At 41.0% G+C, this 18,076-nt stretch carries 15 protein-coding genes; 5 read left to right on the top strand and 10 right to left on the bottom strand.

The window, feature by feature from the left end:
* Window positions 1–213 precede the first annotated feature (213 nt).
* Entirely contained in the window at window positions 214–435 is a 222-nt protein-coding gene (locus V7K61_RS19685; RefSeq protein ID WP_335055787.1) for a type II toxin-antitoxin system HicA family toxin, read from the bottom strand.
* On the bottom strand, window positions 425–631 hold the full coding sequence (locus V7K61_RS19680) for a type II toxin-antitoxin system HicB family antitoxin (RefSeq protein ID WP_335055785.1): 207 nt from the start codon (window positions 629–631) through the stop codon (window positions 425–427). Before V7K61_RS19680 ends, V7K61_RS19685 begins: the two co-directional genes overlap by 11 nt.
* A 136-nt stretch (window positions 632–767) precedes the next feature.
* Here V7K61_RS19680 and ygfZ point away from each other — a divergent pair, with 136 nt between their 5' ends.
* Window positions 768–1,763 carry a CAF17-like 4Fe-4S cluster assembly/insertion protein YgfZ gene (gene ygfZ, locus V7K61_RS19675; protein WP_335055783.1) on the top strand — a complete coding sequence of 332 codons (996 nt, stop codon included), beginning with the start codon at window positions 768–770 and terminating at the stop codon, window positions 1,761–1,763.
* A gap of 5 nt (window positions 1,764–1,768) precedes the next feature.
* Here ygfZ and V7K61_RS19670 read toward each other — a convergent pair whose 3' ends face one another.
* The 4 genes from V7K61_RS19670 to V7K61_RS19655 all read right to left on the bottom strand — a co-directional run bounded on the left by V7K61_RS19670 (window position 1,769) and on the right by V7K61_RS19655 (window position 5,529).
* Entirely contained in the window at window positions 1,769–2,734 is a 966-nt protein-coding gene (locus V7K61_RS19670) for a DUF5331 domain-containing protein (RefSeq protein WP_335055781.1), read from the bottom strand.
* A 48-nt stretch (window positions 2,735–2,782) separates the two neighbouring features.
* Window positions 2,783–3,121 (bottom strand): (2Fe-2S) ferredoxin domain-containing protein, encoded by a 339-nt coding sequence (locus V7K61_RS19665; protein WP_094347894.1) that lies wholly within the window; start codon window positions 3,119–3,121, stop codon window positions 2,783–2,785.
* 214 nt (window positions 3,122–3,335) lie between these two features.
* Window positions 3,336–4,310 carry a cysteine synthase A gene (locus tag V7K61_RS19660; protein WP_335055779.1) on the bottom strand — a complete coding sequence of 325 codons (975 nt, stop codon included), beginning with the start codon at window positions 4,308–4,310 and terminating at the stop codon, window positions 3,336–3,338.
* A gap of 298 nt (window positions 4,311–4,608) precedes the next feature.
* Window positions 4,609–5,529 carry a hypothetical protein gene (locus tag V7K61_RS19655; protein ID WP_335055777.1) on the bottom strand — a complete coding sequence of 307 codons (921 nt, stop codon included), beginning with the start codon at window positions 5,527–5,529 and terminating at the stop codon, window positions 4,609–4,611.
* 380 nt (window positions 5,530–5,909) lie between these two features.
* Between V7K61_RS19655 and mnmA the strand changes: the two genes are divergently transcribed.
* Entirely contained in the window at window positions 5,910–6,965 is a 1,056-nt protein-coding gene (mnmA, locus tag V7K61_RS19650; RefSeq protein WP_335055929.1) for a tRNA 2-thiouridine(34) synthase MnmA, read from the top strand.
* 321 nt (window positions 6,966–7,286) lie between these two features.
* On the opposite strand, the gene V7K61_RS19645 is transcribed toward mnmA, so the two are convergent.
* Window positions 7,287–7,751: a hypothetical protein gene (locus tag V7K61_RS19645; RefSeq protein ID WP_335055775.1), complete on the bottom strand. Its 465-nt coding sequence runs from the start codon at window positions 7,749–7,751 to the stop codon at window positions 7,287–7,289.
* Between the two features lie 257 nt (window positions 7,752–8,008).
* Window positions 8,009–9,055: a glycosyltransferase family 2 protein gene (locus V7K61_RS19640; RefSeq protein ID WP_335055773.1), complete on the bottom strand. Its 1,047-nt coding sequence runs from the start codon at window positions 9,053–9,055 to the stop codon at window positions 8,009–8,011.
* 589 nt (window positions 9,056–9,644) lie between these two features.
* Between V7K61_RS19640 and sat the strand changes: the two genes are divergently transcribed.
* Entirely contained in the window at window positions 9,645–10,823 is a 1,179-nt protein-coding gene (gene sat / locus V7K61_RS19635; RefSeq protein WP_335055771.1) for a sulfate adenylyltransferase, read from the top strand.
* 238 nt (window positions 10,824–11,061) lie between these two features.
* On the top strand, window positions 11,062–13,218 hold the full coding sequence (locus V7K61_RS19630; protein ID WP_335055769.1) for a caspase family protein: 2,157 nt from the start codon (window positions 11,062–11,064) through the stop codon (window positions 13,216–13,218).
* Window positions 13,219–13,458: 240 nt separating this feature from the next.
* Here V7K61_RS19630 and hisC read toward each other — a convergent pair whose 3' ends face one another.
* Window positions 13,459–14,508, bottom strand: a complete 1,050-nt coding sequence (hisC, locus tag V7K61_RS19625) for a histidinol-phosphate transaminase (protein WP_335055767.1) — start codon at window positions 14,506–14,508, stop codon at window positions 13,459–13,461.
* Window positions 14,509–14,956: 448 nt separating this feature from the next.
* Here hisC and V7K61_RS19620 point away from each other — a divergent pair, with 448 nt between their 5' ends.
* Complete coding sequence (locus tag V7K61_RS19620; protein WP_335055765.1) at window positions 14,957–17,428, top strand: hypothetical protein; 2,472 nt, start codon at window positions 14,957–14,959, stop codon at window positions 17,426–17,428.
* A gap of 221 nt (window positions 17,429–17,649) precedes the next feature.
* Here V7K61_RS19620 and V7K61_RS19615 read toward each other — a convergent pair whose 3' ends face one another.
* On the bottom strand, window positions 17,650–18,060 hold the full coding sequence (locus tag V7K61_RS19615) for a hypothetical protein (protein WP_335055763.1): 411 nt from the start codon (window positions 18,058–18,060) through the stop codon (window positions 17,650–17,652).
* Window positions 18,061–18,076: the final 16 nt, after the last annotated feature.

Below are 18,076 nucleotides of genomic sequence, written 5' to 3'. Positions count from 1 at the left end.
CTTCATTACTATGTGTCTGTGCTAACGCTTGTTCAATTGCCTCTGTTGGGATAGCTGTTTTTAAGACTTTGAGTACCCTACCTGATTTAACTACAGGCGATATCAGTGAGAATTTTTTAAGTTGCATTCAATCCCAGTAAACTTGAGTATAACCCTTAGTCTATCTGGTTTTTGGCTTAACCGAACCGTATTGCTTTCACTGCGATGTCGCCCTTACAAACCCTCAAACTCTTCCAAACTTATCCCTGCTTGTCGTAAAATACTGCCCAGCGTACCAATAGTAATTTCTCGATAATGAGGCACAATCGCAGTACGGGTTCCTTCTTCGGTAGATTTGACAAATTTTACGTGACTACCCTTTTGGCTAACTTCCTCAAAGCCTGCTGCCTCTAATCTACGCTTAACCTCACGATAAGGTAATGGTTTAAGCGGCACCTATTTCTACCTGAAGTGTCTTAATTTGAGGAATAATAGTAGCTATTGGTGGTTCAAAATGTAGTGACAAAGCTTCCTCAAGATTAGCCAATGCCTCGGTTTCAGTCTCTCCTTGGCTAGCAATATCAATCTCCAAGCACTGTGCTACAAACCAATTACTTTCCTGCCATACACTTGCAGTAAAAGTTCGTTTCATAAGTTTTTATTGTTCGGCACTGTCTTTTGATTTGATTATACGCCAGAAGAAAACCGGAGATGCATTGAAGCCGCAAACGCTTATTTGCTAAGATTTCCAGTGCGACAACATTGAAACAGGGCAACTTCTCATCACCATGCCAACATCTACACTTGACGATAAAGACGCAGCAGCTATCGAAGCCGCCAGAGTTGGGGTTGCAATCTGCGATCGCACCGCTTGGGGACGGATCAAAGTAGCTGGCGACGATCGCCTCAATTTCTTACACAACCAAAGTACTAACAATTTCCAAATACTCAAGCCAGGACAAGGTTGTGATACGGTTTTTGTCACTTCCACAGCCAGAACAATTGATTTAGTAACCGCCTACGTTAGAGAAGATGCGGTAATCTTGCTGGTTTCACCCAACCGCCGCCAATATCTCATGGAATGGCTGGATAAATATATTTTCTATGCAGATAAAGTGGAATTATCTGATATTACCCAATACACCAACACCTTCAGCCTGATTGGCCCAGGAAGCGACGCTGTTTTAGAAAAGTTGGGTATTAGCGAACTCATCGGACAACCTTACGGTAGTCACCAAGTATACACGATCGCTCCGGCTGAGGGCGTGCGAATTGCTGTGGGTAGTGGGTTAGCTGCGCCCGGATACACCTTAACTTTCCCTTATACAGACAAAGAAACCGTGTGGAATAAATTGTTAGAAGCTGGGGCAGTAGAGATGAGCGATCGCGCTTGGGATGCTTTGCGAATCTTACAAGGCCGCCCCGCCCCAGATGCGGAACTCACAGATGATTACAATCCTCTGGAAGTTGGCTTGTGGCAAACAATTTCTTTTACTAAAGGTTGCTATATTGGGCAAGAAACTATTGCTCGGTTAAATACATATAAAGGTGTAAAACAACACCTGTTGGGTATTCGCCTCAGTGCCCCTGTGGAAGTTGGAAGTGCGATCGCAGTTGGAGATGAAAAGGTCGGTAAACTGACTAGTTACACCCAAACCGCTGATGGTTACTTTGGACTAGGTTATATCCGCACCAAAGCTGGTGGCGTGGGGTTGAAAGTCAAAGTGGGAGAAACTGAAGGTGAAGTCATAGAAATCCCGTTTGTTTCTCATGATTACCCATAAGTAATTCAAGTCAAAATATCTTTCTCTTTCTCCCTAGCGCCGTAACAAAATTCATCTACCCAAGAAGCTATACTACGGGCATTTGTAGTTGGTAAATTCACTTTGCTCTTAACCTCTTGTGGTTGAATATTCGGATCTTTGCCGTTACTTTTAACCTCAGTAGTAATTGGTAGCGATGCTCCTGAAGGGAGCCGCCCAAGGGGCGATCGCACTGGTTTGCCATTACTAGAAATCTCAGTGGTAATTGTCAACGATGCATCCACAGGGATTTGGCTAGATGGTGCGTTGCTCTTAACTTCGGTAGCTAACGCCAAAGATGGCATAGTTTTGGCTTTGCTGTTGACCTCACTGGTCATTGTCGCCGATGCTCCTGAAGGTAACTGACCAGAATGCCAGCGTACTAATTGATATTCCCTTAGCGAACCGGAGGATGGCGTTTTTACCGGAGTATCTGGAGCAATTTTAGTTGCATTTGCTACTACCAACTCAGGTTCGCGTGTGCGACTTACCTCAGTAGTAGCTGTAAACGATCGGACAACTCGCTCGTCGGCGCGTGGCAAGTTGGAATCTAGAGTATTGGCAAGAGAATGAGAGGCAATCTTGCTAGCAGTTACAGCCGATGATAAATGTTTATCCTCAAAATGCTTCTCATCTGGCGACTCGCTTTCAACTTGGCTTATAGCCATAGAATGCTCTGATTTGATTAAACGTAACTCTTCATCAGGATTGAAGTTAAGACCTAAAGCGGCGACTATTTTATCTGGATCGTTATTCAGATCCATCATAAAAGCAAGTATTTCATCAAACTGAGGTTCTAAAACAGACAGTGTTGCCAAAATAAAACCGGACAAAGGACGGCGCAGACCATCGTAAGTGGCCCAAATTCGCATTTTGACCAGCCAGGAAGTATTTTGCTTGTAGTAAATAAGCCACTTTTGTTTTAAGGATTGACGCAGCTGCTGGATATTCATTGGATGCCTCACTTCAGTCAACAAGATTGCAGACCTGGATATTTTTAATTAGCTTGATTTCTGGGGATGAAACCGATAATAGAGCATCTGCTTGACTCTTTGACCACCTAGCAAATGATTTTCTATCAGTAGAGATACTTCATCCGGTTGAACGCCGCTATACCAGACCATATCCGGTAATATCAGCACCATCGGCCCATTGCCACATTGTCCTAAACAGCTGCTAGCCGTTACAGTTACACCAGGGATTGGCAAAGCTGTAAAAGCTGCTAAAACCTTGACTGCACCTTGCTTTTTACAAGTACGGTTTTGACAAACTCGCACACATTTAGGAGCAGAATCTCGATCTATTTTTGGGAAGTCTGATGGTTGAGTGGTGTTGGTCATTTGTCCTTTGTCATTTGTCATTTGTCATTTGTCAAAAGTCGGAAGCTAATGACCAATACAACTCTTGGAGACGCTGCGCGTAGCTTGCTTCCCCGGAGGGGTACGACTACGCTCTGTTACCACACCAACGACAAGCGGTAGTTGAATCTCGACTTCGCTCGATTACCGCGCAGTCGAAACTCAGTACAAGTGACTAATGACCAATGACTAATAACTAATCTATTGAAAGTCCTTTTGAGGCTAGCCATTCCGGGTTGAATATCCGCGACTGATACCGGGAACCACTATCACACAAGATGGTGACAATAGTATGTCCTGGCCCCAATTGCTTCGCTAAGGCAACAGCTGCCCCAACATTAATACCTGTTGAGCCGCCCATTAACAACCCATCTTTCCTCAGCAGTTGGTAAACTACTCGCAAAGCTTCTTGGTCATCGATTTGGATGGCATCATCAGCCGGTGCGCCTTCCATATTGGCTGTGACACGACCGTTACCAATGCCTTCAGTGATGGAATTTCCTTCTATCTTGATTTCGCCAGTTTTGACATAACTATAAAGTCCACTACCCAGCGGATCGGCTACAACACATTTAATTGCTGGATTTTGTTCTTTTAAGTACAACGTTACACCAGCATAAGTACCACCAGTACCAGTTGCAGCTGTCCATCCATCTATTTTACCATCTGTCTGCGTCCAAATTTCCGGCCCTGTGGTTTCGTAGTGGGCGAGGCGGTTGGCTAAATTATCAAACTGATTTGCCCAAATGGCATTTTCCAACTCAGCAGCTACTCTACCAGATAGCTTGACATAGTTGTTCGGGTCTTTGTAGGGTACGGCGGGGACGCGACGAACTTCTGCTCCTAGTGCTGTCAGTGCATCTATCTTTTCTTGTGACTGGGTATCGGGAATAATAATTAGACATTTGTAGCCTTTGGCGTTGCAAATATGTGCTAGTCCAATGCCAGTATTACCAGCGGTTCCTTCTACAACTGTGCCACCAGGTTTAAGTAAACCTTTCTTTTCCGCATCTTCGATAATGTAAAGTGCGGCGCGGTCTTTGACAGAACCCCCAGGATTGAGAAATTCTGCTTTCGCAAGGATTTCACACCCTGTTTCTTCGCTAAAACTGTTTAAGCGAATTAAAGGGGTATTGCCAACAGCGCCAACGAAGCCATTCTTTATATCCATTTTGACTGTACTTGTGTGAGTCTCTATAAAAATTTTGGCTTATATAGGAATCCGGTTTGATTTCTGAAAAAAATTAAGTATTTGTAGGGTGCGTTATGAATTTAGTCTAACGCACCAAACCCTTGAAAATGGTGCGTTACGCTTCGCGATAACACACCCTACGTGTTGTTCAAAAATCAAATAGTAATCCTATAGCTGTAGCATGATTTACAACTGATTTGCCTAAAATTCTATGATACTTACATTGGAGCGCTTGCCGTTGATGTACTTCCTATCTAACTTTTAACTCCCCACTTATTCACTTTCCGTAGTAAACTCTGGCATTACTGTATCCGAGCTTTCGCATATACCTGTTCCATTCCTCAGCTTGGAATCGATTGGGGAAAGGCCCGACTGCTACGTGTGGGCCCCGTGGTTGCGTCCTTTCGAGGACTCCGCCAGATCGTGCTAAATCTTGTGTCAATCCGCCTAGATTCTGCCTTACTTGTGCTGCGATCGCAGGTAACTGTTCAGAAGTGGTGGGAATGGCGACATAATATCTAGAGGCTTGCCTATTAGCATTTATATTATTGCGATCGTCTCTATAGTTATAGTTGCCATTGTCTGCATTTATTTCCTGTCCGTTACCAAAGCTGATAATTCGGGCGTTATATATGCCTCGTGACTGTAGCTCATTCACCCGTTGTTGGGCGTTGGCGACTCTGTTAAAAACTCCTGACTGAATTACAGTCCGGCCTTGGAACTGGCGAATGTAAGCACTGGGTTCAATCTGACGTATGGCTTGTAGTGTCTGGAAATCACTGCCATCAACGTAAACTAAATAGCGCTCAAAGTTCTGGTTATATTGACTAAACTGTGAACGTTGAGAGGGCTGAAAATTTTGCTCAAATTGATTGTTCGGTAATGGTTGAGAGGGCTGAAAGTTCTGCTCAAATTGATTGTTCGGTAATGGTTGGGAAGGCTGAAAATTCTGCTCCAATTGAGTGTCTTGTACTGGTTGGGAGGGCTGAAAGTTCACTTCCGGTTGATTGTAATCCTCTGCTTGAGCCGGTTGTAACTGCGGTGATGGCTGTTGACCAAAGGGAATTGGCGTTGGCGGTAAAATCTCACCAGTTTCTTGAGCTAGTAATACGTTGCTGTTGGAAATTTGTGCTTTTGCTGGGGTAGAGCCGGGAATCAGTACTAACCATCCTCCCACTAACAAAAAGAGAAGTCTCATAGTAGGCTTCCAACCCTTAGAACTTCGGCGCAGCCTCTGAAATGGGATAAATTGACTTGATATTCCTCTCGACATAATAGTTAGAAAGTAGTCACAGTATTTTTAGGTAATTTCCATCAGGAACTTATTAGTTCACCGTTGTAGCAACTATATAGCGTTAACGTAAAGTTAGCTCATCTACGTGGCAAAAAATACGTCTGTAATTAATCTTAGATGAAAGCTGTTTACGGACGCGATCGCTTCCGTTATGGATGGAAGAAACAAATCAAACTCTCTTCCCTCCTGCTTCCTGCCTTTAAAACTGAAGCGCTTTAGTAGCAAGGCTTTGAAGAGTGTATGCTACAATTGGACAACCACGCAGCTATCGTGTCGTGCTTTGTATGAAAAAAGTCGTCGTTGGTCTTTCTGGTGGCGTTGACAGTTCCACCGCCGCAGCTATCCTGCACCATCAGGGCTATGAAGTGATTGGTTTGACTCTTTGGCTAATGAAAGGCAAAGGTCAATGTTGCTCTGAAGGTATGATCGACGCGGCTGAACTCTGCGAACAGCTGGGCGTTCCCCATCAGGTTGTAGATATTCGGGATCTCTTTCAGACGCATATTGTCGATTACCTAGTAACTGGTTACAGTGCTGGGATTACGCCTTTGCCTTGCTCTCAGTGCAATAAAACGGTGAAGTTTGGGCCAATGGTGCAGTATGCTCGTGAAGAATTGGGATGCGATCGCATTGCCACTGGTCATTATGCCCGCATTAGCTATGACGAAGCAACTGGACGTTACCAGTTATTAAGGGCTGTTGACCGCAACAAAGACCAGTCATATTTTCTCTATGATTTGTCTCAAGATTTACTTGCAGCAACTATATTTCCTTTGGGCGAACTAGAAAAAACTGAGACGCGCCGCATTGCAACTGAATACGGACTGAAAACTGCTGATAAGCCAGAAAGTCAAGACTTATGCTTAGTGGAAAGTAACGGTTCCATGCGGGCATTTTTGGATAAATATTTAGCTCCCAAAACAGGCGATATTGTCGATATGACAGGCAAAATTTTGGGACAGCATGATGGTGTCCATCACTACACCATTGGTCAGCGCAAAGGCTTGGGGATTGCTGCTGCCGAACCGTTGTATGTGATTGAATTAGATGCGGAAAATAATAAAGTAGTAGTAGGCGATCGCACTAAGGTAACTCAGCCAGAATGCACTGTAAATCGGGTAAATTGGGTTTCTATTGCCGAACCATCTACCCCAATTCATGCCGAAGTGCAAATTCGCTATCGTTCAACGGCTACACCAGCGATGGTGATTCCGTTGGAAAACTCCCGTGTGCGTTTGGTGTTTGATGAACCCCAAATCAGCATCACTCCCGGACAAGCGGCGGTCTGGTACGACGGGGAAAAAGTGTTAGGTGGCGGAATTATTGAACAATTTAGTTAACAATTAATCGCTGATGTAGAGACGTTGCAATGCAATGTCTCTTTAATTATGTCGAAGAATCATCTTCGGTATTGGGATTTTACAACATATCCAAAATGCGATGATTTTCTGTTTGTAATCCGCGAACTTCTGCATTTGCAAACCTTTTTCTTTACATAAGCTCACATAGCGTCAGATAAAGATATTATCTAGTATTACTTTTCTAATTTTTACTAGACCATATCATGGCAAAAATTGCCATTTATTGACATGTCAGTATCAAATTGCAGCAACGAATTTTAACAAGCGATCGCACGCAGCTAGCAATTGTACAATCAACTGTTAAGCATGAGTACCTACACTTCTAAGGGGTCGATAGTTTGGATATTTTTTACTGAATTCTATTTGAAGCACCAGTATCTTATTTTTAATTTGTTTCGATTGGTTATGGTATAGCCAAGGTAGCCAATACAGCGTTTTATATACAGACAATGGAGCAATGTCTATATGAGCTTTGATAATCTCAAGTACTCGTCTCTGACCTAAACCGGGTAAAACTGCTTTAATCCACCATTCCACTGAACTTGCATCACCGTAAACAAGTCCTTTTTCGAGAATCACTTCTAAAAAAATGGGCTTGAGTTGCGATCGCTTGGCTAATTCGCATCCTTTCCAAGCATTTGCACTTAGCACGCGCCAAACAAAGGTAAATTTCTGCTCGTCATCAAGTTGACGAAGCCACTTCAGTAACTCATTTTCCTGTTTTGAGTCCATTCGTTCATCAGCGTACTCTATCGGGTCAAACATACTTGATGCAATATTAGAAATTAATCAAGAAATACTTTTGTTAATTGCCTCTTCAAACTCCTCCAAAGCTTGTACAGTTCCTACTTGCCAAGCTCGTTCAACCGTAGCGGCAACGATTTGAGTTAGAGGGATATTTGGAAAGTTAGGACTGTTATCAGATTCGATATAATGTCCATCCCTGAGTAAATAAATCCTCAGCTTTTACTATCGTAAATCCATAGTTCTGGAACTGCGATCGCTTATCCTAAAAGCGATCGCTATATATTATTTTTTGATAAGGCTGCGATCCTAATAATTGGTTTTCTTCGTTTTATCTGGATATTATAAAGCATTTCAAAAACTAATTCATTACCCATCACATAGTATTGGAATCGACGTTTGATAATATCGTTAAATTTAGAAATAAAATCATAAAAAAAGCTCGGATTTTTCGTGAGTTCTCTCAATGCTAATAACCATTTTCCTTCTTTGATAGAGAATGAAACTTGATAGTAAGCTAAAGTTCTGTTGTAAACTGTAAGATTATAAGACAGAGCACGCATTAAAGCTGGATTTTTTTTCACAACTTTTTGCTGCATGAAAGAATCAGTAGCTATGCAATATTGATTTAGACGTTTAAATGGGCTTGCACGCACAAGAGAAAAAGAGCGTGAACGGTAGAAATAATAGGCTTCTGGCACTAGAAAAAAGCGAGCGCCATTAATTAAGCATTTCATGTCAAGCCAAAAGTCCTCAGCTATACTTAGGGTTTCATCGTACTCAATGCTGTGTTTAACCAAAAATTCTCGTTTGAACATAGGCTTACTTAAACCAAGATGTAGCCCTGCTTTTCCATAGACATCAGTCTCTACAAAATAAACGATATCAATTTGGAGAATTTTATCTATATGTTCTCCACTTTCTTGAATCAATGTACTCCAAGGAGATGTTGCACCATCTTTGATAAAATAAACATCATCTGCAATCATATCTGCATTTGCTTGTTCTGCCAGCAACACAAGCTTTTCTAATCTTTCATGAGCATACCAGTCATCTGAATCAAGAACAGCAATCCATTCTCCTTGGGCTGCTCTGATAGCAAGATTACGTGCAGCAGAAACCCCAAGGTTTTGTGGATTAACTATCACTTTGAGACGTTGATCGGTAAAACTCTTTGCAAATTCTACAGTTTTATCAGTTGAACCATCATCGACAACGATAACTTCAAGCTCAGTGAGTGTTTGATTTAAGACTGACTCTATTGCATTCTTAATATAAACTTCAGTATTGTAGGCAGGGATAATTACAGAGACTTTAGGATTCATTAAACTAAACTCCTGACTAATCACTATAGGCTTGGATTACAATGTTAAAATTTCAATGAAATTTGTTGAAAGAAGATATCCAGAATCAATTCTGACTCTTGACGAATGGATTCTGTTTGATAATAATTTATTTTTTAATAGCGTAATCACAAATGATTTTTACTTACTTTTTACTTACTTACATAGTAGCTAGGCGAGACATATTGGTATTTTTGTTTGAATGAAGTATATACACGAGTAGTATGGTAGCACAACTGTGGCAATCTAGAACCATGAACTCATCCCACTAATAATATTTGTGCTCAAAACTGAAGCTTATTGAAAAACGGAAAATTAAGCTTTTTAAGCACATTTTACGACGAAAAGTAGGGATTTTTAGAATAGTGGGATAGGTTCATGTATATTTGCTGGTGATTAATTATTTCTTAGGGTATACCCCCAATCTCTCGGAGCGCTGATACCAATTTCAGAACCCAGAACCCAGTTCCCAGTCCCCCATATCCCTAAACTCTTTTTCTCTACGTACCAGCATTTGATAAGTTAGTACATAATCTGAAACAATAACAGTTAATACAAAGAGGGGATTACGTTGAGTCACAATCTAGATGCCATAGCCCCGCACGGTGGACAGTTGGTTAACCGTATCGCCACACCAGAACAAAGAGCAGAGTTTCTCTCAAAAGCTGACTTTTTGCCGCGAGTGCAACTTGACGATCGCGCCGTTTCGGATGTAGAAATGATTGCGATCGGTGCTTTTAGTCCGCTGACGGGTTTTATGAACCAAGAAGACTACGATCGCACCGTGACAGAAATGCGATTAGCTAACGGTCTTGTGTGGTCAATCCCGATTACACTATCGGTAAGCGAAGAAGTAGCTTCCCCGTTACAAGAAGGCGGCTTAATCCGTCTGGATAACTCCAGAGGCGAATTTATCGGAGTTTTGCAACTCACCCAAAAGTATAACTACGACAAAACCCGCGAAGCAATCAAAGTCTACCGCACTGATGATGTCAATCATCCCGGCGTGCAGGTACTCTATAACCAAGGTACTGTACATCTGGCGGGTGATATTTGGTTGTTGCAACGCGAACCTCATCCCCAGTTTCCCACTTACCAAATCGATCCAGCTGCCTCACGGCAACTATTTCAAGACAAGGGTTGGAAAACCATTGTCGGCTTTCAAACTCGCAACCCCATCCACCGCGCCCATGAATATATTCAAAAGTGCGCTTTAGAAATTGTTGATGGTTTATTTTTGCACCCATTAGTCGGGGCGACAAAAGAAGATGATATTGCCGCTGACGTGCGGATGCGCTGCTATGAAATTTTGCTGGAACATTATTACCCATTAGACAGAGTAAGTTTGGCAATTAATCCCGCCGCAATGCGTTATGCTGGGCCTCGTGAGGCTATATTCCATGCTTTAGTCCGCAAAAACTACGGCTGTACTCACTTTATCGTCGGACGGGATCATGCTGGTGTCGGTGACTATTACGGCACTTACGACGCTCAATACATCTTTGATGAATTTGAACCAAGTGAATTAGGCATTGTGCCGATGAAATTTGAACACGCTTTTTACTGCATGCGCACTAAGCAAATGGCAACATCTAAAACTAGTCCCAGCCGGCCAGAAGAACGCATTCACCTATCGGGGACAAAAGTCAGGGAAATGCTGCGGCGCGGGGAATTACCTCCACCAGAATTTTCCCGTCCAGAAGTGGCGGCAGAGTTGGCGCGGGCAATGCGGATAGAAGTGTCGGCATAATTCGTAATTCGTAATTCGTAATTCGTAATTAAGACTCCACTGATGAATCCGCTTTTCTTGAGTCAGGAATGTGTTTTTATCTTTTTACTAACTCAAGTTAGTGACTCTGTTACCAGAAATTATGAATTATGAATTAACAATTATTTGGTCAAGAAGCAAGCAGCATAAACTGTAACTTTACAATACAGAGTTCAGCCCTGTAAGCTGCTAACTGATAGCTGAGGGCTGATAGCTAACTATGGAACGGCGCACGTTTTTACACAGAATTGGCTCAATACTTGCTGTATTGGGGGTAACTGAAGCTGAGTGGTTGTCTTTGGGAAATCGCTATTATCAGGCTTTGGCACAACCCAGTCCGCGCAAATTGGCGTTACTAATAGGTATTAACCAATACCCAAAAATTCCAGCCCTCAGTGGTTGTCTGACGGATGTCGAATTACAAAGAGAACTTTTGATTAACCGCTTTGGTTTCCAAGGATCAGATATTTTAACCTTAACTGAGGAACAAGCTAGTAGAGAATTCATTGAGGCGGCTTTTTTGGATCATCTGGGCAAGCAAGCTAAACCCGATGATGTGGTTGTCTTTCACTTTAGCGGTTATGGCAGTCGTGTCAAATTGGAGACATCGCCAGAGACAATGCAAAACGCTCTGGTGCCAGCTAATCCCAGTTCTGCCTCACAAGATGAAAAAATAGTCAACTATATATTAGAAGAAACTCTACTGCTATTATTGCGATCGCTCCCTACAAATCGAGTCACAGCAGTATTAGATACTAGCTATTATGCGCCAACCCCAGTATTAGGATTAAAAGCTCGTGCCCTTCCAGAATCATTAGAGGCAAAGCTAGCAGCAGAAGAGTTCGACTTTCTCCAACAACTTAAAACTCAAAAGTTACCCAGCACGCCGATTGTCTTAGCAGCTACCTCAAATCCCAAGCAGTCGGCGAGGGAAGAACTCTTTTCTGGTTTTAGTGCCGGGTTATTTACTTACGCCTTGACGCAGTATTTGTGGGAATTTACCCCAACTACCAGAATTCAAGTCTCCCTTTCCCATGTAGAAAATTCTCTATCGAAATTGGGTAGCAGACAACAACCAGGGAATCTGGAAAACCTCTCTCCTAAGAGGAGAGAGGCTTTGAATTCTCCCCCTTACCTTGTAGGGAAGGGGGCTGGGGGGTTAGGTTTGCCAGAGAGTATCATTGGTGCAGAAGGCGCGGTGACAGCCATTGAAGAAGACGGCAAAACAGTCCAGCTGTGGTTAGCAGGATTACCGCCACAAGTGCTGCTATACTACGGAGTGAATTCTCGATTTACCTTAGCAACAACAACAGAAGAATTAGTATTGCGATCGCGGACTGGGTTAACAGCAAAAGCGCAAATTACCCAAATAGAAGGTGCGAATCCCCTACAAGTCGGGCAACTTGTCCAAGAAGCAGTCCGGGTTTTACCCCGAAATATTAATTTAATAATTGCTCTGGATACTGGCTTAGAAAGAATTGAGCGGGTAGATGCTACAAGTGCCTTTGCTGCATTTCCTCATGTCTCCACCATAGTCGCAGGGGAAAAACCGGCTGATTATTTATTTGCAAAACTACAGCAAACACCTAGTCGCTATGGTTTATTTTCTCTTGGTGGCGAACTAATTTCCAATGCCACTGGGGAAGCAGGAGAAGCTGTAAAATTAACGGTGCAAAAGTTAGCGCCAAAATTATCAACCTTGTTAGCAGCCAAATTATGGCGACTTACAGAAAATCAAGGTTCTTCCCGCTTGGCTCTCAAGGCAACCTTAGAAATAATTAACAACATATCCCCTCGCGTTATCATGCAGCGCGAAACAGTACGAACTTTCAAAACAGAAACTTCGATTCAAAAATCATTCCCCACACCGATTGTCCCTATTGGTAGTCGAATGCAATATCGGGTAGAAAACCAGAGCGATCGCCCAGTATATTTAATCTTGCTGGGATTAAACAATAATCATACAGCGATCGCCTTCTATTCTTGGGAAACTCCCCAAGAAGCAAACACCGCGGACACCAAACCTCTGCTTAAAGAAGTCGTCATCGCTCCAGGTGAAACCCTCACCCTACCCCAAGCGAATACTGCTTCCGAATGGGTGATTTCAGGGCCAGCTTGCTTTTGCGAACACCAACTGATTTTTAGTACTGCCCCCTTTAAGGGAACTCTCGCCGCCTTGAACGCTGCCAAGTATTCCACAGCCGAACAAGGGCGAATTGGCCCATTGTTGAATTCCTTAGACGTTGTACAAGCCTTGCTACAAGACTTACATAACGCTAGTGCCCTCAAAACGGAGATGAACGTCACAACAGCCGATTCACATAGCTTGGATGTGAATAATTGGGCAAGTCTTAGCTTTAGTTTTCAAGTGTTGTAAGTGATTGAAGAAGAATGCAGAATTCAGAATTCAGAATCAAGACGCTCTCTACGAGACACTGCGCTATCTGCTTTCTCGGTCAGAATTCTGACTTCTGACTCCTGTTCGATAGACCTCTTGCATAAATCAAAAATAAGAAAGAACCCCACCCCGCCAAAGCTACGCTTTGTCTCCCCTCCCCGCAAGCGGGGAGGGGTTGGGGGTGGGCTGTTAGGGACTTTTGCAAAAGAGGTCTGATAATTAAAGATTTGTAGTTAGTGCCTCTACTAAAGCCTGATTTTGCTCATCTGTCCCAACAGTGATGCGTAATTTATCATCTAGTCCAGGCTGCTTGAAGTAGCGGATTAAAATTCCCCGTTCCTTGAGTTTTTGATAGAGGTATTCTGCGTTTCCTTCTCTTGGCTGTGCCAGCAAAAAGTTAGCTTCGGAATCCCAGATATGAAAACCTAATTGTTTCAAGTCTGTTGCTAACTTAGCCCGTGATGCCTTAATCTTGGCTACACAAGCATTTTTATAAGCTTGGTCAGTGATAGCAGCTGTACCAATTGCACAAGCGATCGCATCAATGTTATAGCTATCTTTAACCTTAAACAATCCCTGCAAAAGTTTAGGATTCGCCACCCCAAAGCCCAATCGTAATCCTGCCAACGAGTACCCCTTAGATAGTGTCCGAAGCACAATGACGTTTTCGTATTCCTTAACCAAAGCCAATGCATTCTCTTCGGTAAAATCTATGTATGCTTCATCAATCACTAAAACTCCAGATAACTGGCTGGCTAATTTTCGCAAATCATTTGTTGCCACCAGATGCCCCGATGGACTATTGGGCGACGCAATAAATGTTACCGCCCCATTGGCAGCAACTAATTCGTCCTTTGGTAAACTGTAGTCTTTGTTGTAAGGAATCTCAATAATTTCCGCCGCTTGCATTTCTGTTAATGTGCGATATAGCACGTAAGTAGGCATCGGATAAACTACCTTTTTCCCAGGTTCAGCACAGGCTCGAATCACCACACTTAACAATTCATCACTGCCATTTCCGACAATTATCCAATCACTAGGAACTCCTAAAACTTTACTTGCAGCTTCCCGAAACTCCCCCCCGAAAGGTTCTGGATACCGCCGCAACCACTCACCATCAATATTTCGTAGCACAGCTAATGCCGCAGGAGAAGGAGGATAGGGGTTTTCATTGCTATTAAGTTTAATAATTTGTGTACCGCGTTGAGGCTGCTCGCCGGGAATGTAGCTAGCCATTGCATCAACATTAGAGCGAAAGTAGTTGGTCATAGGGCATGGTAAATTGGGTGGAATGTCTACGACGGGCGTAGCTGCGACACCTCATCGCATATCTTAAGCAAATTTCAACCCGCAATTTCTGACGATATCGTTTTTTGTCGTTTACATCAGAAAATACGGCTTTGTAAATTACGAATTACGAATTACGAATTACGAATTATAAAAATATGCCAGATAAATGGAATCCAGAACTATACTAACGATTTCAAGTTGAAAGAAGCCGTCCATTCTACGACTTGGTAGACATGATACATCGGCAAGAAAACTTAGCTCTACTAAATTCAAGGAAACTTTCACATCTAGTTCTGACTAATTGATATTCAAAGTTTTTTTGAGAATACGATCTATCTGCCAGCAAAGACTTGAGTTGAGATACTAAATGCTTTGCTAGAAATAACCTCTAAACCAATCTGTTAAAAACATTTACGTCAATTCACTTATGACTAATAGCATTGATTTCACAATAATTCCCTTACCTAATGCTATCAAATTAAAACTTGGACTTTCAGATGATGTAAATTTATTCTCCTCAAGTTCAGGAACTTATTTAGATTTTGACCATGATTTGCAGTTAAATTTAGACAAACTTTTTAGCATTCATAGTACAGTACCATACATTAATGTGGCGCTTGACAGAATCATTGTTGAAATATTTTGCAAACCTGAAATTAGAATATCTGCACCAAAATATAAACTTTATAAAATTCATCAAGAAGTTGAAATCGGCTTTAAAGGATTACTAAAGAACCAAGATATTGAATTATTTTTTGGCAAGCAAACCACATTAAAATATAAATTAAACGAAGATTTTATTTTTAGTAACATAGCGAGTCAACTTTCTATTATCAACGATTTAAAATTAAGCAACCCAGAGCTAATTATCACTGATACTGAACATTCTTTTATACATTCAAAATTAGGTTGTATTAACTTAAGCAGAGGATTCAACTTTATTGGAAATATTGATTTCCATAATCTCCAGACAAATTTCAGCAGTTTTATTCATCAAAGCTTAGGAATTGGATGTTTAGGAGCCATAATTAACTTTAATCCGGCAGGACAGGTTAGCTTAACAGGTAATATTGTAGGCGATATTCAGCTATTTTCCCAGCAACAATTTAAGGCTACTTTTAATAACTTGCTCATAGGGTTAAATATTGGGGCTGATTTAGAGCCAAACTTTGGATTAACTGGAAATTTGATTCTGCAAGGCTACGATCCCACCCAAGAAAAAGAACCTAAACTATTTCTCTCTGGTAGTCTCTCCCTCGAACCCGAATCTTTAACAGCATACTTTTGTCAACAAGGTGAAAAATCTTGGTGTAATCCCTATGGATTGCTAGGAACTGAACTTCGCAATATCAGGTTTCAAGGAGGCGGAACGTATTTACCTCCTTACTTCGATAACTTTGGCTTCATTGGTGATTTGAAATGGGAAAAAACAGACCTTGAGGTAGCTTTTCTCATGGACACTAATGATCCTGAAAGATTAGCTTTAATTTTAAATCCCAAGCAAGCGGTTAGCTTAATAGATTTGTGGCGGGGGCCAGTCGCTTCCTTTCTTACCAAACAAGTAGGTTATTCAACCGATTTAGTTAACAAAGCACTAGGGCTTTTAGAAAGCTTAGTAAACTTAAACATCGAATCAATTGATGGGGATGGAGACGGAAAAATCAATCCTTTAATTAAGTATGTTCCTTTTCCGACAATAATTGCGGCTCAAGCGATATCAGAAGGTTTAGAAATTAATGGCAAACTTAATGCTTGGGGGCATGAGGCAATCTTAATTCTTCAAGGAGATAAAACTTTTAATAATATCTATGGTTCATTAAAAGTTCTGGAAATTGATTTAGGATTTCTGAAAATTAAGGGCACGGATGACGATAGTTTAGATTTATCTTTAAAGGTAACGCCTAGTGAGCAGTATCTTCAGGGAGATGGTTATCTAGAAATTCTTAATAACGAAATTGCGAATGTTGAATTTAAAATTACCCCTACCAATACTACATTTAAAAACTTTGACCTGAGTTTAGGCAATCTATTGAGTATTGATGTTGATGCCCTGAGTATCGATATAAAATCTGGTAGCGGTAGTGGTTTAGGAACAATTTCAGTTTTTGGGAATACCCTAGCAGGCATTATGTTTGATGTTACTCAAAATAGTGTCAATCTGAGGGATGTTCGGCTGAGTTTAGCAGGTTTCTTGACTTTCACTATTCCCAACCTCACAGTTAATTTGAAGAATCAAAGCGCAACAGGAACAGCAAATATTATTGCTTTTAATCAATCTTTGGGTAGCGGCACTTTATCATTTAACACTCAGAACATTTCAATTAATAATGTAGCTTTTAATTTAGGTAATATTCTAAAGCTCAATGTTCCTAGTTTTAAACTTGATTTAACTAATAAAAAGGTCTTTGGTTTAGGCGATGTTACTTTCTTAGGCAAAAAATTCACGGCGTTAGGTATCAGCTTGAACAAGAGCGGATTTCAAGCTACAAGTAATTTCGATTTTGGGATTTTAGCTTTCAACGGCGCTACAGTCACTCTGGGTAAAGGAACTAATGGTAATATCAATAACTCTGCCAGTATTGCAGGAAGCCTTAAGTTTTTAGGCTACACCTTTGCCAATATCACGGCTAGCGTTAATAGCAGCAAATTAATTGCATCCGGTAGTTTTAATTTTGGTGGTATTTTAATACTTAAAGGAGCAAATAATCGAAGGAATGCGACAATAACACTTAACAGAGCAAAAAACGGACTGCACAATTGGGTTAGTATTATGGGTAGCTTTTATCTGTTGGGTCAAGAGTTAACATCACTTACTATCCAGCATAATAATAGTACTTTAAAAATTTTAGGTATGCACATTATCAGAAAGCCCAACTGTCCAGAAGGAATACATAAGTAAGCTAAAAACGAGTTAAATTCAAGTTAGAGTTAGTCTTAGTGGTACTAAACTAGGTTAGCACAATAAACTTTGCAAGCTCTAAGCTTTTTTAAGCTCTCTATGCATAAGATGAATATTGTAAATTAATTTCAATAAGTCTACTACCAAAATACAGAATCGTAATAACTTATACAGACTTAATATTTTACCTATATTTTTTAATTACAAGCATAAAAAAAGTATTAATTAATTTTTATACCAGCAATTCTCTGATTTTTGTCGCTTATTAAGAATTTTAATTTATCAATTTCAATAATTTCATAATTCTCTGTTATAAATATAGAGTAGATGCTAGCTATCATATCTGCCAAATCTACTCTAGATAATATCAGTAATCGCAAATTGAAAAATGATTTAGGAACAGTTTTAACAATTAAACATAATCTTCTATCATTTACGTGCCATACACCAGTAAATTTATTACCCGTGATAAACTCGCTGGGTTTAGATAAAAGAAACGTTTGAATTCTAGTTTGCTCATAAGTCATATTATCTTTAAATTCAATAGAAATTTTTTCCCAATCTGTATTAAAACGCCATTTTCCAAAAAGTAAAATTTCTATTTCTGTATCAGACAGATTCATATTATTCATTAGCTTTCTCCCCGAT

It is taken from the genome of Nostoc sp., assembly GCF_036918015.1.
Classification (GTDB): Bacteria; Cyanobacteriota; Cyanobacteriia; order Cyanobacteriales; family Nostocaceae; genus Nostoc.
This window is presented reverse-complemented; position numbering and strand designations above follow the sequence as displayed.

Bases quoted from the DNA above. Each gene is read 5' to 3' on its own strand.
- V7K61_RS19680 (WP_335055785.1), bottom strand. From the start codon at position 631: ATGAAACGAACTTTTACTGCAAGTGTATGGCAGGAAAGTAATTGGTTT.
- ygfZ (WP_335055783.1), top strand. From the start codon at position 768: ATGCCAACATCTACACTTGACGATAAAGACGCAGCAGCTATCGAAGCC.
- V7K61_RS19670 (WP_335055781.1), bottom strand. From the start codon at position 2,734: ATGAATATCCAGCAGCTGCGTCAATCCTTAAAACAAAAGTGGCTTATT.
- V7K61_RS19665 (WP_094347894.1), bottom strand. From the start codon at position 3,121: ATGACCAACACCACTCAACCATCAGACTTCCCAAAAATAGATCGAGAT.
- V7K61_RS19660 (WP_335055779.1), bottom strand. From the start codon at position 4,310: ATGGATATAAAGAATGGCTTCGTTGGCGCTGTTGGCAATACCCCTTTA.
- V7K61_RS19655 (WP_335055777.1), bottom strand. From the start codon at position 5,529: ATGAGACTTCTCTTTTTGTTAGTGGGAGGATGGTTAGTACTGATTCCC.
- mnmA (WP_335055929.1), top strand. From the start codon at position 5,910: ATGAAAAAAGTCGTCGTTGGTCTTTCTGGTGGCGTTGACAGTTCCACC.
- V7K61_RS19645 (WP_335055775.1), bottom strand. From the start codon at position 7,751: ATGTTTGACCCGATAGAGTACGCTGATGAACGAATGGACTCAAAACAG.
- V7K61_RS19640 (WP_335055773.1), bottom strand. From the start codon at position 9,055: ATGAATCCTAAAGTCTCTGTAATTATCCCTGCCTACAATACTGAAGTT.
- V7K61_RS19630 (WP_335055769.1), top strand. From the start codon at position 11,062: ATGGAACGGCGCACGTTTTTACACAGAATTGGCTCAATACTTGCTGTA.
- hisC (WP_335055767.1), bottom strand. From the start codon at position 14,508: ATGACCAACTACTTTCGCTCTAATGTTGATGCAATGGCTAGCTACATT.
- V7K61_RS19620 (WP_335055765.1), top strand. From the start codon at position 14,957: ATGACTAATAGCATTGATTTCACAATAATTCCCTTACCTAATGCTATC.
- V7K61_RS19615 (WP_335055763.1), bottom strand. From the start codon at position 18,060: ATGAATAATATGAATCTGTCTGATACAGAAATAGAAATTTTACTTTTT.